Source organism: Starkeya nomas, assembly GCF_902703545.1.
Classification (GTDB): Bacteria; Pseudomonadota; Alphaproteobacteria; order Rhizobiales; family Xanthobacteraceae; genus Ancylobacter; species Ancylobacter moscoviensis.
In genome coordinates this window covers 3,960,311-3,984,309 of the sequence record NZ_CACSAS010000001.1, presented here as the reverse complement: position 1 = coordinate 3,984,309, position 23,999 = coordinate 3,960,311, and the positions used below count along the sequence as shown (strand labels likewise).

The window sequence follows — 23,999 nt, the reverse complement described above, 5'->3', positions numbered from 1 at the left end:
AAAGTACCGATGTCGGCTGGGGCGCTGAGCGACCTGCTCCCCGCTTTTCCAGCTCCCGCGGGCCGAAATGCGGGGTGCGCCTCATCCGCTGGGCCAGAGCGGGCTCAGTCTTCAGACGCGGGCGGCTTGTCGGCCCAGATGGGCGCCTTGAGGTTGCGCTTCACGCGGTGATTGTCGCCGGCGACGGAGTTACCGCTCGGCGAGCGGCCGACGAGATAGTTCTTTTGCCATTTCTGTTCATTGGCCAAGGGATCACCGAGGTCGATGGCTGCGCTGAACTTCGTCCGCTCGCTTGTCCAGGATTTGTATTCCCTGTTCAGTTCGGCATTTTCGGCGATGCGGTGGATCACCGGTTGCACGCTTTCGATCGTGACGGCCGGCACCAGCGTGATGAAGCAGAAGGGCTCTCCCTTCTCAAAATGCACCGTGCAGGGGCGCGTGAACTTCCAGTTCATGGTGAAGGTGAACGGCAGCCAGCCGGTTTCGACGATGCCGTCGAGCGGCTGGATCCCATCCTTGAGACGGTTGGGAGAGCCACGAACCCACATTGTCCAGTCGGGATCGGTCCTGAAGAGATAGCCGGGGTGGAAACTCAGGATTCCGTGGCCGAAGAACAGCCCGGTGTGGCGCAGATTCACGCCCGCCTCGTGCGGGCGGAGAATGACGTCCTGCTTGCCGTTCCATCCGGTCCAGGTGGCCGAGAAGCCGACGGGATTCAGCACCTCCCACCCGGAAGCGTTGGCAATGGAGAGGGGCGTGCAGCGGTAAGCGAAATGCTGGTTGGTCGCGTCCATCCAGTCCCGATCCGCGGCGGCCGCCACCAGCTGCGGCGAAGGATCGTGCAACGCATAGCACTCGAGTTTTGGTCCCGTCATGGTCAGCCTTCGCAATCAAATCGGGCGTCGAGCAGCCCGTCGCCCGACCGAGACGGGCTGCTCGTATTGTGCTGCCACGCCAGCGGCTGCATTCGATTTCGGCCGCTGGCATCAGGAGCTTCAGGGACCGGGAGGTCCGGGAGGGCCGGGGGGACCGGACGGGCCAGGACTGCCCGGGACGCCGGGGGACCCTTCCGGACCGGGCGTACCGGGCTCGCCGCTCGAACCGGGTGTACCGGGGAGACCGTCCGAACCGGGGGTCCCGGGAAGACCATCCTTGCCGGGCGCACCGGGGGCGCCGGGATCACCGTTCGAACCGGGTGCACCGGGAAGACCGTCCTTGCCGGGCGTGCCGGGGGTACCGTCCGAACCGGGGGTCCCGGGAAGACCATCCTTGCCGGGCGTACCGGGAGTGCCGTCCGAACCGGGCGCACCGGCAGCGCCGGGCGTTCCAGGTGTTCCAGGCGTTCCAGGCGTTCCAGGATTGCCCGGCGCTCCCGGCACACCGGGCAGACCGACGACAGCCGCCTTCCGTGCCTTCGGCAGATCGCCGACGTCGAAGCCGAGATAGCTCGGCATCAGATCGCCGCGATCCCGCTGCTTGAGCGAGCGTCCACCGGGCTGGCTGGGAGCCTTGGCCGGGATGTAACCGTGTTCCTTCGAGAAGTAGCCACCGGTGCTTGTCGAAGGCGCCGGCGTGCTGCCCGAGCCGAAATAGACCCGGATGCCCGCCAGAACCGTGAAGTCGTCGCCCGAGTAATGATCGCCGTAATAGCCGTAATCCGGGCGCTCGGTGCTATACGACGCGTCGAGGAACAGTGACGCCGCCGTTCCCCCTCCAAAATCGGCCAGGTATTCAAGGCCGCCGACAAGCTGATTCGCGCCATTCGTATAGCGATGGCCGATGCTCAGCTTGAAGTCGTCTGTCGCGTACCAGGCCAGCCGGATGTCGTCGAAGAAGCGCGCTTCGCTCTGGCCATAATAGCCAAAGGCATCCCCGCTCCCGAAATTATTCCACTCGACGCCGACGATACCCTGCAGGGTGAATTGTCCGAGATAGAGCTGACCTTCAAGGCCGCCCTTGAAATCGTACATTCCGGAATTGGCAAAGCCGTTGGAGTCGAAGCCCCAGTCTGCGGTGCCGTAGAGGTAGCTCCCGTAAAGACCGAGCGCGCCAACCTCGGGATCGCGCCAGAAAAGGTGGGCGGCCGCACCGGCAATGCCGTTTTCCTCGGCCATGCCACCCAGAGCATCGATCTGGAAGCCGTATCTGTCGCCGAGTGGGACGGCGAGTGAGCCGCCGACCTCGCCGAAGCCGGCTCCGTTGTAGCCGCCGCCCGCTTCCACGCGCACGTTTGTCGTACTGACGGCGCGTCTCGGATCAGGCGGCGGGTTGAAGCCGATCGGGCCGGAATCGATGCTTCCGGTCTGGACGCCAACCGCCGGGGCCGCGGCGAATGCCGAGTTCCTTGACTGTTGAGATTTGAGGCGCGCAATTTCGCCGTTTGCGGCTCCGAGCTTGTTTTCAAGAGCCCTCTGCTTCGTCTGAAGCTCCTGAATAAGCTTGAATAATTCCTCGTTCGACGCCGTCTGGGCGAAGACCGGGCCGGCCATTCCCAACACGCACACAATCGCCAGCGCAGAGCAACTGCGCCGCAATTCCCTTTTCAAAGGCATGGTAAGTCGCCCCTAGAGACCCTGGATGATTTTGCTTTCTACTCGACCAGGAACTTCATCGGCGGCCACCCCTACGCACCACGCTCCGCTACAGCGCAGATGGAATGACATTCCCGCTCCATCTTTATTATCATATATATTTATACTTATTTACAATGTCACTAACTGTCACTCGCTGACTGTTCTAGTCAGCCGGTTACACTATGGGTACTCTTAACTTTCCCGTTCGCAATGCCATCGGCCAGACGGGCTGCCCTCGCAGCGCCGGCCCGCCTCCACCGAGAAGGCGTAGCCGAGGCCGTCGAGATTCTTGGCGAGGGTACCCGCCAGATCGGACTTCAGGTCGCTCTCGTACCACGTCACCGAGGCCTGGCCGTCGACGTAGAAGCCGTTATTGCCGTACCAGGTCAGGGTCCCGCCGATACCGTAGCCGGTGGTGTGTCGCCCGTTCCACGGTCGACGGCATAGATGCCGGCACGGTCATTAGATACCTGCATCATTGAGTGCGGTGGAGGTGTCGCGGGCAGCCGGGCCATGGCGCCATTACAAAGCGCGCCGTCCCGATGCCGGGCGGCTGAAGAATTTATGAGGAGGCTGAGGGAGGCTTCGGAACGGCGCCGCGGCCAGACTGTTCCGAAGGCGGAAGCTGCATGGCTCGCGGGCCATGGAATTCAGGCCGGATCGGGTGGACAACCGATCCCGCGGACGGGCCCGCAACCTGAGCCCCCGGGAAGAACAGGGGCGTGGCCGACGACGAACCCGGGCCACGTGCAGCAGCCCCGCCGAGAAGACCGAAATTCTTCGCTAAATCCAGGCTTGGCAAGTAAATGGCTCCGCGCTCCACACTGGCAAGTTCGGGCATCCATCTCGCGATGTGCGCGACGCATCTCTGCCTTCGCATGCCTAGAACGCGAATTTTTCTCCCATTGTTCATGTATTTTTGTTCGATATTATTAACAATCGCAGATAATATCATATAATGACACTTGCTGACACCCGATGGATCGGCGGAAATAGTCTGCGAATCGTCCTCCACATCAAGTGGAACGGACGCTTTCTCTAGGTGAGATTTAAGGTGACGCGTCTAGTCGGTGAAGGCGAAGCCCACCCCGCGAACGGCATGCAAAGGAAGCCGCATGTTGGCTTTCTCGGCCCTTCGACGCAGGCGGCTCGCAATGGTGTCAAGGTGCGCGTAGTTAAAGTCATGGACGTCGGCGCCCAGGGCTTCGACGAGAGCGTGCCGCGCTACGGTCTCGCCGCGCTTACTGAACAGGCGCCCCAGGAAACATTGTTCCGAGGTGGTCAGGCGGAGACGATGGCCGATGCCGTCGGTGAGCACCCAGCCACCTTCCACCAGCGCCCATCGGGGCGTTGGGGGCGGCAAAGGGGCGCGGTGCCTGCCGAGGCGCTCGTTGAGCGCGACCACGGTGGCGGCAAGCTCCCGAACATCGATGGGTTTGACCAGATAAGCGTCCGCTCCCTTCTCGAGGCCATTCACCCGGTCGTCTATGGAGCTTCGGGCCGTCGCCATGACGATCCCGACCGATTGCGAAGCCCGCAAATGGGCCGCGATGGACAGGCCATCCTCGCCGTCCAGACCGATGTCGAGAATGACGATGTCGGAGGGCTTGGCGGCGTAGGCCCGGTAGAGGGCCGCAGCGCTGTGAAAGCCGTGCACGTCCAGGCCCAGCCTGGATAGGCCAAAAACCATTTCCTCGCGAAAATCCCCGTCGTCATCGACAAGATAAACGAGGGGGGAGATCGCGTTACCGCCCTGTTCGGACACTTCATCGATCATCAACGGCATCCTCCAGTGCAGCGCTTCCAAGGTATTCGATTACATCTAATCATTGCGCTGTCCATCCTGTTTGGATGTCTGACGACACAAACGTCACGGGCACTGACGCTGGATCCGGCGGACGGCGTCGATGCTCCGGTTTCACTCAGTGGCCACCTCGCCGTCCTTCACGACCCTTCCGGCGTGCTCACCCTCGAAGACATCGTCTCCGGGCGCTTGAACATCCCGTTCAAACCCGTTCCATCGATGCTCACGGAGGGCTATCGAGAGGGCGCCATCTGGGTCCGGTTTTCGCTGTCCGCCCCAGGGGCCCGCAATCGGTGGCTGCTGCAGGTAGAACGGCCCCTGATCGAACATGTCGCGCTCTATGTTCGCGACAGGGCAGGGCATTTCGTAACCTTGCCCTCTACCGATCTGTCCGGAGATGACGGCGCCCCTCGCGCCTATGCGACCCTCTTTTCAATCCCCGCCTCATCCGCCGAGACCGAATACTACATTCGATTCCAGTCGATGACCTCGATAACCACCGCATTGAAAATCTGGCAGAGGGACGGATATGCGGAATATCGACGTTCCGACAACTGGATCATGGGCATCGTGCTCGGCGCCGTCGGCGCAATGATGTTCGCGAACCTGCTCTACGCTTATCTGCTCAGGGATTCGCTGTATCTTCTCTATGCGGCGCTCCTTGTTGAATCCGTATTGATGACAATATTTCATCTCGGATATGCTGATGAGATTTTCCAGTTTCTGGAACCAAAATCTATTCATCGAGCCTGGGGCGCAATTGTCTGCCTGTATAGCATTGTCATGGTGTGGTTTCTCGCCAGACTCTTCGAGTTCCGCCGCCACTGGATCTGGGCCTGGCGTATCATTCAGGGCATTATCCTGCTCAATGTCATCGCCCTGGTATTTTCGATCGCAGGACACTATGGCGATGTGGGATTTTTCGTCTCACGATTGCAGCAACTATCCTATCTCTTCATCGCCGCGTTCGTGCTCTATCTGCTGATCGTCCTGAAGCAGCGGCAATATCTGCTGTCCGCGCTGGCGTTTGCCTGTGTGATCACCGTCAGTCTGGTGATGCAAAGCCAATATGCCGGGACCAACCTGTTCAAGATCGACACGTCCCTGGCCAGGTTCATGGCCATCGGAACCTTGATCCACCTTGTCTTGCTGAGCGCCGCCGTCGCGCAACGCGCACGATTTGCCGAGCTCAGTCTGAACGCAGAGAAGGATCGCACCATCGCCGTGTCGCAATTGGCTGAACGCCAGCTGGCCATGAAGGTACGAGAAAGGACCGCGGAACTCGCGGAAAGAAACGCCTCGCTCAACGCCGAAGTGGACCGGCGCCATCTGCTCGAACTCAAGCTCAGACAGTCTCTGGACGCAGTGAACGACGCCCTGGCTCAGCAACGGGACTTCGTGGCGTTGGTGTCGCACGAATTTCGCGGCCCTCTGGCCGTGATCTCGGCCGCTGCGGACAATCTGTCTTCCGTGGACAGTACCGACAACACCCGGCTACGCACCACCCGGATCCGCCAGACGGTCAAGAGGATGTCGTTGCTGATCGAAAACGTCCTGGCCGGCGACCGGCTCCATGGCGGACAGAAAGCTTTTCCCACGACCGACTCCGTCGATGTGAACGAGGTATTGCGCACCGTGAAAGCGGGGCTGGATGACGATGTCGCCGGACGGGTCAGCTTTATTGACGGTGGGGGCGTCACGGTGAAAGGCGACCGGAATCTGCTGGAGATCGCGGTCCAGAACCTGATCCAGAACGCCATGAAATACTCCGCCGCGCCGGGTCCCGTGACGGTACGGCTGTCGACGGATCAAGGCGTGGCTTTTGTATATGTGACGGATCAGGGCACCGGCGTGGCGCCCGGCGATCGCGAGTTCATATTCATGAAATACTATCGCGCCGTGGGCCAACCGGCGAACGGCTCCGGCCTGGGCCTCTACATTTCACGTGAGATCGCCCGCCAGCACGGCGGCGACCTCACGCTGGCCGCCAGCGACAAGAACGGTTCGACATTCTGCCTCTCGCTGCCCATCGAAGGGGCGGAGGCATTGACCACGTAACGCGCTTTCCCCGGCGATCTGCAACGCGATCGGGAGCTTGTGGCCGGACCGTGCGGGACCGTTGCCGGTGCGCAGCGTTTCGGCTGTTAACGAATTGTGCTAGAGACGCGGCGTGGAATGGCGAACGACACAGCAATGGATGGGCGGAAGATTCCCTGCGGCGGCGGTGCTCGCGCTGGCGGGGGCGTTCCTTTCCGGCCCGATCTCCGGCTCGTCGCCGGCATGGGCCGCGGCTGAATCCGGGCCGGCGCGGCCGGCTCACATCGTGCTGCTGAAATCCTCCGCCGCGACGCCCCGGAATGTCTGGCCCTCGATCGACGGGGCCATGTCGGCCGGGTTCTCCGCGCCTGCCGCCTATGATGCGACGGGTCTTGTCGCTCCTTCCTATGCGGGGTGGCTGACCGATCCGCCGCGCCGGCCCTCGCCCGGCGGGACGTTCGTCGCCCGCGCGCAGGCGACCTCCGGGATCGAGGCGATCCAGCAGAGCATCGCCGCTCCGCCCCAGGTTCCGTCACAGGTCCTGCCCTCCGGCGCCTTGAGCTCCTTCGCCCCGATCGTTTCGTCCGTCCCCCTGCCGCCGAAGCGGCTGGTCGAGAAGCGCGAGATCGTCATGGCCGCGCTGGCGCCGCTGCCGCCGAGGCGCCTCTCCGAACCGGCGCCGGTGCCGGCCGCGCTCGTGGAAGCCGCGCCGGAAGAGGCGGCGCCGTCGCGTGACGCCGCGACCGGCCAGAATGCGACCGGAGAGGACGCGATCGGCGAGGACGTCGCGGCCCCCGTGGGGAACGCGGCGGCGCCCATCGACGACGCTCCCGAGCCCGTCAGGGGCCGGCTGACCGCCGAACGCGCGCCCCCGCATATCGAAGCCCTGATCGAGCGCCACGCCCGGCGTTTCGACGTCCCCGCGCGGCTCGTGCGCCGTGTCGCCTGGCGGGAGAGCAAGTTCGATCCGAGCCAGCGCCACGGGCCCTATTGGGGATTGATGCAGATCCGCGTCGATACCGCGCGCGGGCTCGGCTTCCGGGGCGCGCCGCGCGATCTGCTCGACGCCAACACCAACATGACCTACGCGGTCGCCTATCTCGCCAACGCCTACCGGGTCGCCGGCCGTGACGAGAAGCGGGCGGTGATGCTCTATGCCAGCGGCTATTACTACGAGGCCAAGCGCAAGGGCATGCTCGGTTCGCTGATCCGTACCGCCTCCGCCGAGGAATAGGCCGCGAGCGCCTTCACGGCACCCGGCGGCTTCCGGCCATCCGAAGACAAGGTCCGGTATCCCTCAGGACGGGCCGGCGTCGCGGTTCATGCGGCGGGCCGTGCTTCCTCCGGGCGCAGCGTCAGCACGCGGACGCCGTCGCGCGTCACCGCGACGGTGTGCTCGAACTGCGCGGAGAGCTTCCCGTCGGTGGTGACGACGGTCCATCCGTCCTCCTCGGTCCGCACCGTCCGGCGCCCTTGATTGAGCATGGGTTCGATCGTGAACACCATGCCCTCGCGCAGGGCGAGGCCGGTTCCGGGCTTGCCGAAATGCAGCACATTCGGGGCTTCGTGCATCTCCCGCCCGATGCCGTGGCCGCAATAGTCGTGCACCACCGAATAGCCGTTCCGCTTCGCGTGCCGCTCGATGGCGTGACCGATGTCGCCGAGCCGCGCTCCCGGCCGCACGGCACGGATACCCTTCCACATGGCCTCGTAGGTGGCGCGCACGAGTTGCCGCGCCGCCGGCGCGACGTTGCCGATGAGGAAGGTCTTGTTGGAATCGGCGATATAGCCGTCCTTCTCGAGCGTGATGTCGAAATTGACGATGTCGCCGTCCTGCAGGATCTCGTCCTTCGACGGCACGCCGTGGCAGACGACCTCGTTCCTCGAACTGTTCAGCACGAAGCCATAGCCGTACTGGCCCTTGCTGGCGGGCCGGGCGCCGAGCCGGTCGACGATGAACGCCTCGACGAGGTCGTTGACCTGTAGCGTGGTCGATCCGGCGAGCGGCTGCCCGTCCAGATAGGCGAACACCGAGGCGAGCAGGCGCCCGGACTCGGCGAGGAGTTCGATTTCGGCCGGCGTCTTCGTCATGCCGCCGCCGTCGGGAGAGCCCGGGCGTCGACGCCCGCCTCCTTCAGCTCGCGCGCCACCAGCTCCTGGAAGGTGAGGCCGGGGTTCAGCTCGCAGAGCATGCCGATCCTGATCCAGAACGCCGCCTGGGCGTTGATCGAGCGAAAGGAGGCCCGGCTCGCCCGCCGCAGCTGCTCGTGCAGCTCATCCTCGATATTGACGATCCCCACGCGACCGCTCCTATATATTTCGTATATAGTCCATATATGCGCGCGAGCGGCGCGGCAAGAGGGCGTGCCGAAGGAACGGCGATGGCGGCCGGGCGCGCCGATAGCCGGCCACGGCCGCGTCCGCCGGAACCCGCTTCTCAGCCGAAGCGGGCTTCGTGCAGGGCCGCCGCATCCGCTCCGCCGGGAAAGTGGAGCCGGCCGGTCGTGTCGTTGACGGCGGCCCACACCGCCTCGGCGACGTCCGTCTCCTTGGTGGTCAGTGCCGGATGGGCGAAGCCGGCAAAGATCGGCGCCGCGAAATCGGCATAGGCGGCGGGGATGAGATCCTCGATGCGGACGCCGGTGTTCTGCGCGAAGCGGGTGGTCGGGCCGTATCCCGGCTCCACCAGCTTGGCGCGGATGTCGAAGTGGCCGAGCTCATGGGCGAGCGAGCCGGTGAAGCCTTCGATCGCCTGCTTGCTGGCCGTGTATGCCGCCGCCAGCGGCATGGCGGCGAGGGTGACGGTCGAGGTCACGTTCACGATGACCCCGGCCCGGCGCGCGCGCATCTGCGGGATCACCGCCTGGCACATGGCCATCACGCCGAAGGTGTTGGTGTCGAAGATCTTGCGGATATGCGCCATCGGCGTGGCCTCGAAGGCGCCGACCACGCCGATGCCGGCATTGTTGACCAGCGCGTCGATGGGCCCCGCGGCCTCGACGGCCGCCGCGATGCTCTCCGCGCGGGTCACGTCGAGCGGGAGGATTCTCAGCCTCTCCGAACGCGGCAGGACATCCGTGTCCGGCGTGCGCATGGTGGCGACGACATTCCAGCCTTCGGCCAGGAAGCGGCGGGCGGTTTCCCGGCCGTAGCCGGAAGAGGTGCCGGTGATCAGTATCGTGGGCATCGGGAGCTCCATCCGTTCTGGGGATGGGTCCCTTGTTAAGGCCGAATGACCGGACGATACATAATTCGAAGTCCAGATTAAATTTCCAACTGTCCAGAAAACGGCACGGCCCCGCTGCCGATGCGGGCGAATTTTCCCGGCGGGCAGCCCAGCCGCTTGCGGAACGCCGTGCTGAAGGCGCTGGCGGATTCGTAGCCGATCTCGTCGGCGATCCCTTCCAGCGTCTTCGTTCCCCGGATCAGCGCATCCTTGGCGAGCGCCATCCGCCAGCGGGCGAGATATTCGATCGGCCCGCAGCCGAGGACCTCGCCGAAGCGGGCGGCGAAGGCGGAGCGGGACTGTCCGGCGATCCTGGCGAGATCCGCCACCGTCCAGCCGGCCCGGACATCCGCATGCAGGGCGCGCAGGGCGCGGGCGAGGGCGGGGTCGCGCAGGCCGCTGAGAAGCCCGGCCCGGCCGTCGGCCGCCGCGATGCCGTGCCAGCGGAGCGCCTCGACGAGCAGCACTTCGAGCAGGCGCTGGAGCACCATCTCGCGGCCGGGTTCCTCGCTGGCGCATTCCTCCATGATCAGCCCGATCATGCGGCCGAGCCGGCCGGTCCGCCCGTGCGCGGCGGGGATGTGGATCAGGCGCGGCAACAGCGCCAGCAGCAGCGGCGCGTTGACCGGCTCGATGCGGAACGTGCCGCCGAGCGATTCGAAGTCCGCCGCGCCCTCCGCCTCGCCGTGCCGGACGGCCACCTCCATCGGCGCGCGCGGCACGCCCTCGACGCCCGGATGGCTGCTCAGCGTGAAGGCCGGGGTGGAGGGCAGCAGGAGGAAATCCCCCTCGCGCAGCGCCATCGGCTCCCGGCCCTCGAAGGCAATCCAGCATTCGCCCTTCAGGATGAGGGTGAAGCCGGGCGCCTCATGGGCGGCGTAGCGCACGCCCCAGCGGCCCCGTCCGGTGATCGGCTTGGAGATCGCGGTATGGGGCCGCAGCAGCGCGATGATGTCGCTCAGGGGATCCATCGGGACGATCCATAATGATCTCGGCTTCCCGATTACTAGGCCGTCCACAACGCCCTGTCGACAGCCCGCGCGCTATTGCGGCGGCACCGGGCAGCTCACATCGCCTTCCTCGCATGCGAGATAGGCCTTGAGCTGCTCGTTGCGCTGCCGCGTCAGCTCCGTCCGGCAGATGGCGAGCGTCATCGGGTAGAGGCTGCCGCCCTCCGCCGCTGAGGTGGAGAAGCCGCATTCGGCGTCGCGGAACGCCACCCAGGCGCGCTCGGCGGCGACCAGCCGCTTCCGGGTATCGGCATCGTCGCCGAGCCGCTTCTCGATCTTGCGGTAGTTCTCGTTCAGCTCCTTGTCGATGGCGGTGAGGGCCTTGCCGTAGCATTCGGTCATCGTCGACTGGGCGCTCGCATTCGCGCAGTCATCGGACGCCCGGACAGGCGACGCCGTTCCCGCGGCAAGAAGTGATATCGTGATAGCGAATGCGGATAATTTGACAGAAGCGGCGATCATCCCTGTTTTCCTTCACCTGCGGGGCCGAGACGGGCACGAAGATGCTGAGGCGAAGCATCCCGCCGGGACGATAATCGCAGCCGCCTGCTTCGTCTATTTGACCGCGCCTCGGCGCGGATCGCCCGGCCCGCCATGGCCGGCGAAGCGGCCGGCGGCCCAGTCGAGGAAGACCCGCACGCGCGGGGAGAGCTGGCGGCTGCGCGGATAGAGCAGCGAGACCGGCGCCGGGGGCGGCGGGGTGTCGGCGAGCAGTTCGACCAGCGCCCCGCTTTCCAGTTCCTTCTCGACATGGAAGCGCGGCACCTGGGCGAGGCCGAGCCCGAGCCGGACGCCGAGCAGGTAGCTCTCCGGCCCGGTGACGGAGAAGGGCGCCGGCAGCTCGATCCGGCGCAGCGTGCCGCCGACCTGGAACGCGACCGGCGTCAGCGCGCCCGAGCTCAGGAGCCGGATGCCGACGATGCGGTGCCCGGCCAGCTCGTCGAGGGTGGCGGGCGTGCCGAAGCGCTCCAGATAGGAAGGCGCGGCGCAGGTCAGGCGCTCCAGCGTCGCCACCCGCCGCGCGGCGAGGTCGCTCGCCGGCAGCTCGCCATAGCGCAGCACGCAGTCCACGCCCTCCTGCACCGGATCGACCCAGCGGTCGCGCTCGCTCATCGACAGCTCGATCCCGGGATGGCGGGCGAAGAAATCGGGCAATCCCGGCAGGAGGAAGTGCCGGGCGATGGTCCCCTGCACGTCGATGCGCAGCATGCCCTTCGGCTCGGCATTGCCGAAGGCGCCCTCCGCGTCCTCCACGTCGTCGAGTATGGCGAGGCAGCGCCGGTACCACGCCTCGCCGTCGAGGGTCGGGCGCACGGTGCGGGTGGTGCGCTGGAGCAGGCGCACGCCGAGCCGCTCCTCCATCTGCTTGATGACGGTGGTCACGGTGGAGCGCGGCACGTCCATGTCGTGCGCGGCCTCGGTGAAGCTGCGCCGCTCCACGATCCGGGTGAACAGGCGCATCGCGTCGAGGCGGTCCATGGCGCCACCATTGTTCATTCTGATTGAATAGAAATACCGAAACTAACGCGATTATCTCATCCGGGACAGGTGGCATATCCACCCCGTCGCCGTGGTGGCGACCGAGCAATGGAGGACATCATGAACACCGATGATCGGAAGGTGGCGATCGTCACCGGTGCCTCGCGGGGCATCGGCGCGGCGGTGGCCGAGCGGCTGGCGCGCGACGGCTTCGTCGTCGTCGTCAATTATGCGGGCGGCGCGGCGGAGGCCGAGGCGCTGGTGCGCAAGATCGAGGCGGCGGGTGGCCGTGCGGTCGCCGCGCAGGCCGATGTGAGCGACCCGGCCGCCGTGCGCCGCGTCTTCGACAGCGCCGAGGCGGCGTTCGGCGGCGTCGACGTGCTGGTGAACAATGCCGGCATCATGAAGCTCGCCGCCATCGCGGAGGCCGACGACGCGCTGTTCGACAGCCACGTCGCGGTCAACCTGAAGGGCACGTTCAACGCCCTGCGCGAGGCCGGCAAGCGGCTGCGCGAGGGCGGGCGGATCATCAATTTCTCCACCTCGGTCATCGGCCTGCGGCTGGAGAAATACGGCGTCTATTCCGCCACCAAGGCGGCGGTCGAGGCGCTGACGGCGGTCATGTCGAAGGAGATGCGCGGGCGCTCCATCACCGTCAACGCGGTGGCGCCGGGTCCGACCGCGACCGCGCTGTTTCTCGACGGCAAGTCGCCCGAGCTGATCGACCGCATGGCGAAGATGAACCCGCTGGAGCGGCTGGGCACGCCGGAGGACATCGCCGCCGTCGTCTCCTTCCTCGCCGGCCCCGAGGGCGGCTGGGTCAACGGCCAGGTCCTGCGCGCCAATGGCGGCATGGACTGAGCGGCCCGGAACGCGAAAGGACAGTCCCATGGAACGCAGCACGGACCGCAAGATCGTGCTCATCACCGGCGCGTCCAGCGGCTTCGGCCGGCTGACCGCCGAAGCCTTGGCGCGGGACGGGCACACCGTCTATGCCTCGATGCGCGACATCGCCGGGCGCAATGCCGGCACGCCCGAGGCGTTCGCCCGCCTCGCCGGGGAGAGCGGCGCGGACCTGCGCGCCGTCGAGCTCGACGTGCAGTCGCAGCCCTCGGTCGACGCGGCGGTGGCGCGGGTGATCGCCGAGACCGGGCGCATCGACGTGCTCGTGCACAATGCCGGGCACATGGCGTTCGGCCCGGCCGAGGCTTTCACCCCGGAGCAGTACGCCCAGCTCTACGACAGCAACGTGCTCGGCACGCAGCGGGTCAACCGCGCCGTGCTGCCGCATCTGCGCGCGCGCCGGCGGGGCTTGCTGGTGTGGGTGTCGTCGTCGAGCTCGGCGGGCGGCACGCCGCCCTATCTGGCGCCCTATTTCGCCGCCAAGGCGGCGATGGACGCCATCGCCGTGCAATATGCCCGCGAGCTTTCGCGCTGGGGCATCGAGACCTCGATCATCGTGCCCGGCGCCTTCACCTCCGGCACCCGTCACTTCGCCCATGCCGGCACGCCGGCCGACGAGGCGGTGGCCGGCGAGTACGAGGCTGGGCCCTATGCCGGCTTCGGCGCGCAGGTGCAGAAGGCGTTCGCGGAGATCGTGCCGCCGGATGCCGATGTGTCGGCGGTGGCCGAGGCGATCGTGCGTGTGGTCGACGCGCCCTTCGGCCAGCGGCCGTTCCGGGTCCATATCGACCCGGCGCAGGACGGCGCCGATGTCGGCTTCGCGGTGCTCGACCGGCTGCGGGCGGAGATGCTGCGCCGGGTCGGCCTGTCCGACCTGCTCACGCCGGCGATGCCGGCCTGAGCGGCGGCGACGGCAGCGCCGATGGGGGGCGGGCGTTCGTCCGCGAACCCCTCCCCGCCGGCTTTCTCGATGTCCGCCGTCAGCGTCTCAGGTGCAGACCCACTCGCGAATCTTGCAGGTGCTGCCGCGCGCGTCGCATTTGCTCAGCGCCTTGTCCTCGGCGGCCTTGCGCGTGGTGGCCGACGCCGCCGCCCAGGGGGTCGAGGCGTTGGCCGGCGCCAGCGGCGAAGCCTGCGCGTCGATGGCGAGCGCCGCGCAGTGATTATAGGGGAAGCCGCTGCCGTCATCGTCGTCCCAGTGACGGTGATTGCGGAACACGGTGACGACCGAGCAGCTCCTGCCGCCGGCGTTCTCGCAATATTTGAAGGCGGTCTCTTCCGCCTCGCGGCGCTTGTCGGCACCCCAGAAGAAGCCGTGCTTGCCGTCCGTGCGCGAATAGGCGATGGCGCCCCAGATGCCGGACTGCGCCACCGGCGCGGCGGCCGGCGCCTTGGTCGGCAGGTCCGACGACCATCCGGCCTGGCCGAAGGCCAGGAGGAAGCCCAGCGCGGCGGTGGCGGTCTTGCTCTTCATCATGATCGTACCCCCCGGTCGGCGCGTTCGCCGGCCGTCGCCCGTTCGTCGGGCCCGGCGCGGCATTCCGCACCTTCAAAGCGGTAGGGGGTGGTTCGGTCCCCCGGCAAGCCGGGGTCCTCACTTTACGGCAGGTATCTTCTATTCCGCGCGTTTTGGGACAGGATGCGCCAGCCCTCAGCCGCCGCCCTCGGGGGCCGCCTCAGGAGCCCCCATGTCCCCGCTCCCGCAGCTTCGCGATATCCTCGGGCGTCACGGCCGGCTGCCGGCCGCCCCAGCGGGCGCGCATCCAGTTGGTGAGATCGGCCAGCTCGCGGTCGTCGAGCAGGTCGGCGAAGGGCGGCATCGCCTCCATGCGCTCCAGCCCGGGAAAGCGCTGGGCGGGGATGCCGTTGAGCACCGCGCGCACGAAGTTGCGCGGGCTTTCCAGGCGCAGCGAGGCATTGGTGGACAGGGGCACGGCGACATGCGGGATGCCCTGCCCTTCGGCGCCGTGGCAGCCGGCGCACAGATTGAGATAGGTGCTGCGCGCCGCGCTGGCGACCGGCGGCGCCACGTCGACCGGGGCGGGCGCCGGCGGCGGCGTGGAGGTGGCCGGCATCGCGTCGAGGTCGAACAGATAGGCGGCCATCGCCTTGAGGTCGTCGTCGGTCAGGTACTGGGTGGAGAAATGGACCACCTCGAACATCTGGTGCGTCATCGAGCCCTGCGCCGAGACGCCCGATTTCATGAAGGCGGCGAGCGTCGCCGGGTCGAAGCCCATCCGCGTGAGGCCCTCTTTGGTGATGTCGGGGGCTTCCACGCCCTCGATCACCGCGCCTTCGAGATAGGCGCCGGGCTTCATGCCCTGCAGCAGGTTGCGCGGCGTGTGGCACTCGCCGCAATGGGCCAGCGCGTCGACGACGTAGCGGCCCCGGTTCCAGACCTCCGAGCGCGCGGGATCCGGCTCGAAGCCCGAGCGCCGCAGGTTCACGAGGTTCCAGAAGGTCAGCGACTGGCGGATGTTGAAGGGGAAGGAGAGCTGGTTCTCGCGGTTCGGGACCGGCATCGGCTCGCGCGTCATGAGGAAGGCGTAGACGGCGTCGACGTCCTCCGCCGTCATCTCGCGATAGGAGGCGTAGGGCATGGCCGGGTAGAGGTGCCGGCCGCCCTTGGCCACGCCGTCGCGCACCGAGCGGTGGAACTCCGCCCGCGTCCAGGCGCCGATGCCGTGCTCCTTGTCCGGCGAGATGTTGGTCGCGTAGAGCGTGCCGAAGGGCGTCTCGAAGGCGAGCCCGCCCGCCCAGGCGGGGCCGTCCTTCGCCGTGTGGCAGGCGTAGCAGTCGGCGGCGACCGCCACATAGGCGCCACGCTCGGCGAGGCGCTGCATCTCCTGCGCGCTCAGCGGCGTGTCGACGTCCTTCGATACCACGCTCGTCTCGAGGGCGCCGAAGAACACGCTTGCGACGGCGGCGGCGCCGATGACCACAAGGGCGGCCGCCGTGAGCAGGATGGTCCGCTTCGTCATGGCGTTCCCCCTCAGCCGCGCAGCAGGCCGGGCGTGTTGAGGATCAGGTCGCGCACCGCGGTGTGGTAGCGGACATAGCCGGTGCAGCGGCAGATGTGCTTGTCGAGCGCTTCCGTGACCGTCTTCTCCAGCTCCGCGCGGGGGATGGGCGCGCGCTTGAGCTGGTCGATGAGGACGGTCGCGCCGGTGACGAAGCCCGGCGTGCAATAGCCGCACTGGAAGGCGAAGTGCTCGATGAAGGCCTGCTGCACCGAGGAGAGGGCGACCAGCCCGCCCTGCGCGTCGTGCTGGGCGTGACCCTCGATGGTCACTACCTTTTTGCCGGCGAACCAGTGCGCGCCGGTGATGCAGGTGCGCATCTCGCGAACGGCGCCGTCGGCTTCCTCCACCATGATCGTGCAGGCGTGGCAGATGCCCTGCCCGCAGCCCATGCGGGCGCCGGTGAGGTTGAGATATTCGTGCAGGAAGTCCTGCATCATCAGCCCCTCCGGCACGTCGAGCGGGCCGACCGGCTGGCCGTTGACGGTGAGGGCGAGCGGCTTCGTCGGCAGGGTCATGACAGGGCCTCCCGGACCTTCTCGGGGGTGATCGGCAGGTCGTAGAAGCGCTTGCCGATGGCGTGCGTCACGGCGTTGGCGATGGCCGGCACCACGGCGATCATCACCACCTCGGCGATGCCCTTGGGCGGGTCGCTGTCGGAGAGCGGCGGCAGCACCTCCGCCGTCTGCGTCCAGAGCGCGACGTCGAGGGCGCGCGGCAGCTCGTAGCGGTTCCAGTTCCAGGTGCCGTCGCCCGGCCCGTCCTCGTAGAGCGGCAGGTATTCCTTCAGCGCGTGGCCGATGCCCATGGCGATGCCGCCCTGCACCTGGCCGGAGACCAGCTCGGGCACCACCTGCCGGCCGCATTCGAGGATGGAATGGTGCGACAGCAGCGTGACCGCGCCGGAGGCCGTGTCCACCATCACCTCGGCCAGCGTCGCCATCGGCGCGTAATAGGTGACGCCGGCATTGTTGCGCTGGGTCGGCGGATAGGAGACGGCGGCGCGCTCGATGAAGTGCCAGCCGCCGGTGGTCTCCAGCTGCCGGCGCTCGGCCGGGGCGCCCTCGCCATAGCGCAAGGCGAGCGCGTCGACCACGCGCCGCTCGCGCCCGCGGCCGGGAATGTCGAACTCCGCCTCGGTCCACTGCCAGCGGTTGAAGGTGTGCACGGTGACGCCGACCGGCAGGCCCATCCGGTGGGCCTCCGCCGCCACCGCCTCGAAGGCGAGCGGGGGCAGGCCGCCGGCGTTCAGCATGCCGTTGGCGAGGCTCAGCTCCTCGCGCCGCACGTCGTAGGGCGCCAGCATGCCGCCGCCCGTGCCGCGCGACCACAGCGCGCGCGCCGCCGGCCAGAGCGCGAGATCGACGAGGATGCGCGCCGCCTCGCGCGTCGCGTGGCCGAGATAATAGACGCTGTTGGTGGCGCTCATCGGCGAGGTGATGCGCGGGGTCCAGCGCGGGTTCTCCTTGCGCCGGTCCTCTTCCTCCTGGCTCAGCGTGTAGGGCTCGTCGGTGGTCTCCAGCGGCATTTGCGGCCAGCGCACGACGCCGTATTCGGTCTCGTCCGGCACCCGGCCGAGGATCTCGCCGACCATGATCGCCTGCGAGGTGGTCACGCCCGGCCCCATCTCGTGGGCGACATGGCGGAAGCGGATGCGGCCCTGCGGGTCGATCTCGAGGGAGGCGAGGGCGGCCTCGGCGCCGGTGCCGTAGTCCTTCTGCACATGGGCGTAGCCGACGCCGTATTTCTTGCCGGGATTGGCGGCCTCATACGCCTTCTTCTTCCCGGCCCGTTCCGCCCACAGCGGATGGGCGCGCGCCTTGAGCAGGATCTCCTCGTTGCGCAGCGCGCCGCCGGGAATGGCGCCCTGGGTGTTCTTCATGCCGGAGCGGAATACGTTGCGCAGGCGCAGCTCGATGGCGTCGAGGCCGAGCAGCTCGGCCGCCTCGTCGACCATCATCTCGGTGGCCGACATGGATTGCAGCGTGCCGTAGCCGCGGGTGGAGCCCGCCTCCACGGCGCGCGAGGCGAAGGCGGCGGCGGAGAAGTCGCTCTTCGGCAGGTAGTAGATCGACTGCGCGGCGGTGGCGCCGACGAAGGAGACCGAGAAGGAGTAGTTGGCCCGCCCGCCGCCATCGGTCTTGAAGTGGCCGGTCATGATGCGGAACTTGCCGGTGGCGCGGTCGACCACCAGCGTGTTGTCCATCCAGAAGGGATGCCGCTTGAGCCCGGTCTGGAACTGCTCGAAGCGGTCATTGGCCAGCCGCACCGGCCGGCCCTCGCCATAGAGCCCCGCGACCACCGAGAGGAACGGGAAGAGATAATGGTCCTTGGTGCCGTAGCCGACCGTGTAGCCGACTTTGAGGTCCACCTCGGTCAGGCGGAATTTCGACTTCGCCACCATCCCGGCCGACACTTCCGCCACCTCGTAGGGCGACTGCGAGGCGGCCATGATGTGCAGCACGCCGCTCTCCGCGTCGTACCAGACATTGCCGTTGTCGGCCTCCATGGCGGAGGCGTCGATGGACTGCGAGAAATAGTGCCGCTTCAGCACGAGGTCGCCGTCGCCGGCCGCGGCGATGTCGCGCTCGATCTGCGCGGCGGCGGCCATGCCGCGCGCCATGGCGTCGCCCTCGCCGGCCGGCGGCCAGACCACCGCGTCGCCGGAGAAGGAGCCGAAGATGGCGGTGTCCTTGAACGGCGAGAACGCGTCCTCGGCGTCGGGCGTGCCGCCGTCGATGCGCACATAGCGCGAGGCGCCGTAATGGGGCGGCGGGTTGAACGGCGTCTTCGCGCCATAGCGGACCACGGAATCGTCGAAGCGGACCGTCCGCTTGGCGGCGTCGTAGCGGGCGAAGTCGCGGTAGATGAGCAGGGCGACCGGCTGGCCGAGCAGGCGCGGCGTCTCGCCCTTCGGCACCAGGAAGACGTCGCCGAAGAAATCGGGATGCGGCGTGGTGATCCCGTCGGCGATCAGGTCCTCGTGCAGCACGATGCGGTCGGGCTTCAGCCCCTCGCCGAGGACGGAGAGGTCGATGCCCTCGAAGGTATGGTCGGCCTTGGTGGCGTGGATGAGGAAGGCGTGCGACTGCTCCTTCGGCCAGCCGGCGAGGTCCGGCGCGCGGTAGTCCCGCGCGAAGGTCTTGGCGCCGGTGACCTTGGCGATGGCGTCGAGCCGGTATTTCGGCTTGCCGTCGGGGGTGAGCCAGTCCGGGCCGGGGCGCGGCGGCGTCTCGATCAGCCGCGCCTGCGCGGCGGGGGTGAGGAAGGAGACCTTCAGCGCGACGCCCGCAAGGGCGCCCGCGCGCAGAAATCCCCGGCGCGACATCCCGACCTGCATCGGTTTCCTCCTGGCTTGCGGGTTGGCGCCCACGCCGGGCCTGCTTGACGCTTGCTTGCCCGGCGAAGGTAATTATGCACCCGGCTTCACTTCCAGTCTATCTGACTTGGACCCGTTCCAAACTCGGCGCTGGTCTGCCAGGGCCAGGCATTGGTGAGGAAGGGCGCCAGCGGGGGCATCAGCACCTCTTCTCCCGCTTGCGCGGCGAGATCGGTCATCGCCTTGCGGGTGCCGTCGGTGAGCAGCTCGGAATCCATCAGGTAGTAGTCGGAGAAGAACACCTTGCCGAGCGCGCGGTCCGCGACGATGCGGGCGAGCAGCTCCAGCATCTGCTGCGGCTTGGTCTGGAAGGCGGAGGTCTCCAGCAGCAGCAGGCGGGTGTTGATGGCCTCGCGGCCCATCTGCTGGGCGAGCAGCGTGAACAGGATGTTGTTGCGGCGCGTGACATAGAGCGTGTTGGTGACGGCGTAGGTGCGCCCCCAGTCGTCGCCGAGCATGCGCCGCCAGTCCTTCAGCACGCCGGTCCAGTGCTCCACCTGCGCGAGGCCGGCGATCTCGGTGGCCTTGCCGATGAGCGGGCGCAGGCCATAGGCGAAGGCTTCGAGCTCGGCATAGGTGTAGGTGCCCTTGCCGAGGCAGGAATCGAGGAAGGCGATGTTGCGGGTGATCAGCTCGCGCATCACCGCGCGCTGCTCGCCGGTCATCTCGATGGCGTCGAGGCTGCCGAGCGCCTCCTGCAGGCTGGCGCGATAGGCGGTGGCGGGCGCGCGCCAGGAGGTGTCGCCGGCCGGATCGCGCACCGAGGTGGCGACGAGCTGGAACACTGCCATCGAGCTGTGCCCCACCGACTTCACCAGCCGGTAGACCGGCGCCACCGGCGGGGCGACGATGGGCGCCTTGCCGGGGGGATAGAGGATCATTGATCCGCCGTCGCCGTTGAACAGGCCGATGATGATCGGGTTCTGTTCGCGCAGGTTGCGGATGAATTTCTTCAGGTTGGCGTCATAGATGCCGAACATCACATTGTTCAGCTCGATGACCTTCTTCTCGGCGGCGGTGGCCTCGCGGCGCACCATGCCGTCGCCCACCGCCTCGTCGAGCTTGCCGATGTCGACGGCCGGCGCGGCCCCGGGGGCGCCGGCCACCACGTCCATGAAGGCGGGAACCTCGGGCTTGCCGGCGGTGTCGGCACGGGCCGGCAGGGCGGGCAGAGCAAGCAGGACCGCAAGGCACGCGGCAAGGCACGCGGCACCGCGCGCACCATGGAAGGCGGCAGGCATGGTCGTGGCAGGCATGGTCGTGGCAGGGCGGTGCGCGCGCGGCGCCCTTGCGGCGGCGCTCGCTCCGGCGGTACGGATCCCGGCAGGCTGGGTCACGGCACGTTCTCCCCTCTTGTCTGAACGGCGATGTCGTTCTGCGTCGCTGGCGTCTTGTGTCGATGGCGTTCCCGTCGCCGGTGTCGTGCGTCGATGCTCCGGCTCCGGACGCCGGGGCGGGATCAGCGGGCGAGGTGCTCCTCCTCCCACCAGCTGAAGAGAATGTCGCGCAGCGCCGCCCCGTCCCCGTCGTAAAGCTCGCTCCGTTTCAGGCGGTCGAAAAGGGCCTGTTCCTCCTCGTCCAGCGGCACGTCGAGCAGCGAGGTCTGGATCGGCGCGTTGGCGAAGTCGGCGACGTAGGAGGTGTCCCGGCTCAGCTCGCGCTCCACCCGGATCTGCTTCTGGCGGAAGTCGGCGACGGTGCGCTGCGTGCGCCAGCTCGGCAGGGCGGGAACGGCGGCGAGATCCTCCTCGGTCGCCTGCAGGATGCTGATCCGGGCCGGCTTCAGCGAGAAGTTGCTGGTGCGCATGATGTCGGCGCCGCAGATGTTGGGCACCGCCAGCACGTCCATCAGCGCCAGCAGGTCAACATAGTCGCCGGCCTTGGAGGCCTGCCGGGTGATGTAGGGGCGGGCCTTGTCGTCGACGCCGGTGCACATGAACAGGTTGAAGGAATCGTGCACGTCGTCCGGCGTCAGGCCGTATTCGCGCTGCGCCTCGGCCTGGATGTCCTGGCAGTTGGTGTGGGTGCAGAAGCCGTAGAGCGACTCGTAGAGATTGGCGCTGCAACGCGGGAACATCACGTCGTTGGCGTTCGCCGTGTCGGCGGCGATGAACATCATCGCCCGCTCGCGCGGCGGGGCGGACCACAGGAAGTCGCCGGCGGTGGGGTGCAGCCCGTGCAGCGTGCGGGTGCGGCCGGTGTGGAAATATTCCTTGTAGTCATGGAGGTTGAAGCAGTTGAAGTCGAGGCACTGGCCGCCCTCGATCTGCTCCAGCCGGATGATCTGTCCCTTGCGGACCTCCAGCGCCTTGCCGGTGCCGGGTTCGAGGACGAAGTCGAGAAGAACCTCGCGCGCCATGATCGCCTCCTCAGCCGACGGCCACGTTCGGGCGGGCACTCGCGTCCGGGCGGACATTCGTGTCCTGCGTCGGCAGGTGGCGGGCGGCGTAGCGCCGGAGCGCGTGCCGGACGAGCGCGGCGCGGTCGGCGGCGACGCCGCTCGCCACGGTCCGGTCGATCAGTTCGAGCTGCTGCTGGTTGAGCGCCATTTGCACGATGCGTGTAGCCATGGAAGGTCCTGACCGTCTCTCGTGAAGGATGTGAAATCATGTATACGTGATTGTCGATGGAGATGGCAATTCGGAATTCATGTTCGTCGTCCATCACCGGTTCGGTGGCATACGAACGTCCGGCGCGCTTGCCTTGCGTGCGCGTGCCCGGTATCCCCGACGTCGTGCCGTTTCAGCACGGCGGCGGACAGGACGGCGGGATACCCGCAGAGACAGGGCCATGGAGAATTCGTCGCGGTCCGACATCGCCTATCAGGCGCTTCGGCGGGCCATCATCGAGCAGGCGCTGATGCCGGGCACCAAGCTGCGCGAGGACGAGATCGGCGCGCATTTCGGCGTCAGCCGGACGCTGGTGCGCGCCGCGCTGCTGCGGCTGAGCCAGGAAGGGCTGGTCGACATCCGGCGCAAGCGCACGGCCACGGTGGCGATCCCGAGCCTCGACGAGGCCCGGCAGATCTTCGAGTTGCGCCACTGCCTGGAGCAGCAGGTCATCCACCGTCTCACCGCGCACTGGCGTCCGGAGATGGGCGAGGCGCTGGAGGCGCATGTGAAGGAAGAGGAGGCCGCCGCCCGCAGCGGTGATACGGCCTCCGCGAGCCGTCTGGCCGGCGAGTTTCATATCGTTCTTGCCCAACTCGCAGGCAACGCGCTACTCACTCGCTACCTTTCCGAAGTCGTCTCCCGCTGCTCCCTGATCCTCGCCGTCTATGGTCGGCCTCATGTTGCGGAATGCGCGACGACGGAGCACCGGGGCGTTATCGCGGCGTTGCGCACGGGTGATGCCGCAGCTTCGATCCGCATCATGAAGGAGCATCTCCACGCGGTGGAGGCGCGCGCCCTGCCGAAGCCCCAAGAGGCTGAAGAGGTGAGGATTTCCGACATTTTGGCGCGCTACAGCGCGGCGCGCTGAGCCCGTCGCCGGTGGCGTGAATGCCCGCATAGGATCGGCCCTCTCCCTGCATCACGCTCAGGCCTGCGTTCGCCGGTTCAACCGGTCATGATCTGGCGTGCCAGTCGCCGCGCCAGCCTCGAGGCATGCGCGCGCCGGTGAGTGGATCGTGACAGCCAGCCCTCCCGGCGCACGTTTTGTGTGCAATTCGCCGATTGGTTGCACATATTGTATTCTTGAACATCAAAATCATGCATACGAGAATAATCGAAATCGGCGTGAAGGTGTGCGCATTCGAGCCGCCCCGTCCGCCGCAACCGGCCGAGGCGCGATGTCCCGCTCGCATGAGTTCTTCGATTTCTCCGGGCTCACTGCCCGCCAGCGCTACAAGCTGCTGATCGGCACCGTCGTGCCGCGTCCCATCGCGCTGGTCACCACGGTGGACGAGGAAGGGCGCGTGAACGCCGCGCCCTACAGCTTCTTCAACTGCCTGTCGGCGGACCCCGCCATCGTCGCGCTCGGAGTGGAGAACCGGCCGGGCATGGCCTTCAAGGACACCGCGCGCAACATCCGCCTGACCGAGGAATTCACCGTCAACATCGTCTCGGACGCGCTGGTCGAGCGTATGAATGTCTGCGCCGTGCCGTTTCCGGCGACGGTGGACGAGCTGGCCGAGGCCGGGCTGACGGCGGTGCCGGGTACGCAGGTTTCCTGCCCGCGCATCGGCGAGGCGCCGGCGAGCCTGGAATGCCGGCGCTATCTCACGCTGGAGGTCGGCCGCTCGCGCGAGATCATCCTGGGGCAGGTGGTCGCCGCCCATATCCGCGCCGACGCGGTGGACGCGCAGAACCACTATGTCGACCAGGCCGCGCTGGATGCGGTCGGCCGCATGGGCGGGCATGGCTACGTGACCACCCGCGACTATTACGACCTGCGGACCATGACGGTGGACGACTGGGAGAACGCCCCGCCGCCGGTGCGGATCGTCCGGCCGGCCGAGCCCGAGCCCATCGTCGCGCGTGCGCAGGTACAGCCGGCCAAATAACGATACCAGGCGCGCGACGCCCGGTACGCAGGTGCCCGCCGGAGCGGCCCGTCATGGCGACAGG

At 67.3% G+C, this 23,999-nt stretch carries 22 protein-coding genes and 1 pseudogene; 6 read left to right on the top strand and 17 right to left on the bottom strand.

Annotated elements, in window-relative coordinates:
* Positions 1–104: 104 nt before the first annotated feature.
* From STARVERO_RS18795 to STARVERO_RS18780, 4 genes and pseudogenes are all read right to left on the bottom strand, one after another.
* A complete protein-coding gene (locus tag STARVERO_RS18795; protein WP_144341267.1) occupies positions 105–875 on the bottom strand; it encodes a DUF6065 family protein in 771 nt (256 codons plus the stop codon).
* Between the two features lie 120 nt (positions 876–995).
* Positions 996–2,552: a hypothetical protein gene (locus STARVERO_RS23400; RefSeq protein ID WP_200837865.1), complete on the bottom strand. Its 1,557-nt coding sequence runs from the start codon at positions 2,550–2,552 to the stop codon at positions 996–998.
* A gap of 261 nt (positions 2,553–2,813) precedes the next feature.
* A pseudogene (locus STARVERO_RS18785) lies at positions 2,814–2,990 on the bottom strand (autotransporter outer membrane beta-barrel domain-containing protein); the annotation flags it as partial.
* Positions 2,991–3,636: 646 nt separating this feature from the next.
* Positions 3,637–4,350, bottom strand: coding sequence for a response regulator transcription factor (locus tag STARVERO_RS18780; protein WP_159600748.1), 714 nt, complete (start codon positions 4,348–4,350; stop codon positions 3,637–3,639).
* A gap of 15 nt (positions 4,351–4,365) precedes the next feature.
* Between STARVERO_RS18780 and STARVERO_RS18775 the strand changes: the two genes are divergently transcribed.
* On the top strand, positions 4,366–6,435 hold the full coding sequence (locus tag STARVERO_RS18775) for a sensor histidine kinase (protein ID WP_159600746.1): 2,070 nt from the start codon (positions 4,366–4,368) through the stop codon (positions 6,433–6,435).
* 139 nt (positions 6,436–6,574) lie between these two features.
* On the top strand, positions 6,575–7,648 hold the full coding sequence (locus STARVERO_RS23855; protein ID WP_244616820.1) for a transglycosylase SLT domain-containing protein: 1,074 nt from the start codon (positions 6,575–6,577) through the stop codon (positions 7,646–7,648).
* A gap of 86 nt (positions 7,649–7,734) precedes the next feature.
* Here STARVERO_RS23855 and map read toward each other — a convergent pair whose 3' ends face one another.
* The 6 genes from map to STARVERO_RS18740 form a co-directional block, all read right to left on the bottom strand.
* Positions 7,735–8,505 (bottom strand): type I methionyl aminopeptidase, encoded by a 771-nt coding sequence (gene map, locus STARVERO_RS18765; protein ID WP_159600744.1) that lies wholly within the window; start codon positions 8,503–8,505, stop codon positions 7,735–7,737.
* On the bottom strand, positions 8,502–8,714 hold the full coding sequence (locus STARVERO_RS18760) for a ParD-like family protein (protein ID WP_144341264.1): 213 nt from the start codon (positions 8,712–8,714) through the stop codon (positions 8,502–8,504). Before STARVERO_RS18760 ends, map begins: the two co-directional genes overlap by 4 nt.
* A gap of 137 nt (positions 8,715–8,851) precedes the next feature.
* Positions 8,852–9,601, bottom strand: coding sequence for an SDR family oxidoreductase (locus tag STARVERO_RS18755; RefSeq protein ID WP_159600742.1), 750 nt, complete (start codon positions 9,599–9,601; stop codon positions 8,852–8,854).
* 77 nt (positions 9,602–9,678) lie between these two features.
* On the bottom strand, positions 9,679–10,611 hold the full coding sequence (locus tag STARVERO_RS18750) for an AraC family transcriptional regulator (protein ID WP_159600740.1): 933 nt from the start codon (positions 10,609–10,611) through the stop codon (positions 9,679–9,681).
* Between the two features lie 72 nt (positions 10,612–10,683).
* Positions 10,684–11,112 carry a lysozyme inhibitor LprI family protein gene (locus tag STARVERO_RS18745; protein WP_159600738.1) on the bottom strand — a complete coding sequence of 143 codons (429 nt, stop codon included), beginning with the start codon at positions 11,110–11,112 and terminating at the stop codon, positions 10,684–10,686.
* Positions 11,113–11,205: 93 nt separating this feature from the next.
* Complete coding sequence (locus tag STARVERO_RS18740) at positions 11,206–12,129, bottom strand: LysR family transcriptional regulator (RefSeq protein ID WP_159600736.1); 924 nt, start codon at positions 12,127–12,129, stop codon at positions 11,206–11,208.
* Positions 12,130–12,249: 120 nt separating this feature from the next.
* Between STARVERO_RS18740 and STARVERO_RS18735 the strand changes: the two genes are divergently transcribed.
* Together STARVERO_RS18735 and STARVERO_RS18730 are read left to right on the top strand one after the other, a co-directional pair.
* Complete coding sequence (locus tag STARVERO_RS18735; protein ID WP_159600734.1) at positions 12,250–12,990, top strand: SDR family oxidoreductase; 741 nt, start codon at positions 12,250–12,252, stop codon at positions 12,988–12,990.
* 28 nt (positions 12,991–13,018) lie between these two features.
* Entirely contained in the window at positions 13,019–13,933 is a 915-nt protein-coding gene (locus STARVERO_RS18730) for an SDR family oxidoreductase (protein WP_159600732.1), read from the top strand.
* 87 nt (positions 13,934–14,020) lie between these two features.
* On the opposite strand, the gene STARVERO_RS18725 is transcribed toward STARVERO_RS18730, so the two are convergent.
* From STARVERO_RS18725 to STARVERO_RS18695, 7 genes are all read right to left on the bottom strand, one after another.
* Positions 14,021–14,506 (bottom strand): DUF4189 domain-containing protein, encoded by a 486-nt coding sequence (locus STARVERO_RS18725; protein ID WP_159601898.1) that lies wholly within the window; start codon positions 14,504–14,506, stop codon positions 14,021–14,023.
* Between the two features lie 202 nt (positions 14,507–14,708).
* On the bottom strand, positions 14,709–16,013 hold the full coding sequence (locus STARVERO_RS18720; RefSeq protein WP_159600730.1) for a c-type cytochrome: 1,305 nt from the start codon (positions 16,011–16,013) through the stop codon (positions 14,709–14,711).
* Positions 16,014–16,024: 11 nt separating this feature from the next.
* Positions 16,025–16,570, bottom strand: a complete 546-nt coding sequence (locus STARVERO_RS18715) for a (2Fe-2S)-binding protein (protein ID WP_159600728.1) — start codon at positions 16,568–16,570, stop codon at positions 16,025–16,027.
* Complete coding sequence (locus tag STARVERO_RS18710; protein ID WP_159600726.1) at positions 16,567–19,392, bottom strand: xanthine dehydrogenase family protein molybdopterin-binding subunit; 2,826 nt, start codon at positions 19,390–19,392, stop codon at positions 16,567–16,569. Before STARVERO_RS18710 ends, STARVERO_RS18715 begins: the two co-directional genes overlap by 4 nt.
* Positions 19,393–19,478: 86 nt before the next feature.
* On the bottom strand, positions 19,479–20,687 hold the full coding sequence (locus STARVERO_RS18705; protein WP_159600724.1) for a hypothetical protein: 1,209 nt from the start codon (positions 20,685–20,687) through the stop codon (positions 19,479–19,481).
* Positions 20,688–20,890: 203 nt separating this feature from the next.
* Positions 20,891–21,790 (bottom strand): DUF1989 domain-containing protein, encoded by a 900-nt coding sequence (locus tag STARVERO_RS18700; protein ID WP_159600722.1) that lies wholly within the window; start codon positions 21,788–21,790, stop codon positions 20,891–20,893.
* A 10-nt stretch (positions 21,791–21,800) separates the two neighbouring features.
* Positions 21,801–22,001 carry a ribbon-helix-helix domain-containing protein gene (locus tag STARVERO_RS18695; protein WP_159600720.1) on the bottom strand — a complete coding sequence of 67 codons (201 nt, stop codon included), beginning with the start codon at positions 21,999–22,001 and terminating at the stop codon, positions 21,801–21,803.
* Positions 22,002–22,221: 220 nt separating this feature from the next.
* Between STARVERO_RS18695 and STARVERO_RS18690 the strand changes: the two genes are divergently transcribed.
* The gene (locus tag STARVERO_RS18690; protein ID WP_144341251.1) at positions 22,222–22,911 is read left to right on the top strand and encodes a GntR family transcriptional regulator; all 690 of its coding nucleotides are present in this window, start codon (positions 22,222–22,224) and stop codon (positions 22,909–22,911) included.
* 310 nt (positions 22,912–23,221) lie between these two features.
* On the top strand, positions 23,222–23,935 hold the full coding sequence (locus tag STARVERO_RS18685) for a flavin reductase family protein (protein WP_159600718.1): 714 nt from the start codon (positions 23,222–23,224) through the stop codon (positions 23,933–23,935).
* Positions 23,936–23,999 lie beyond the last annotated feature (64 nt).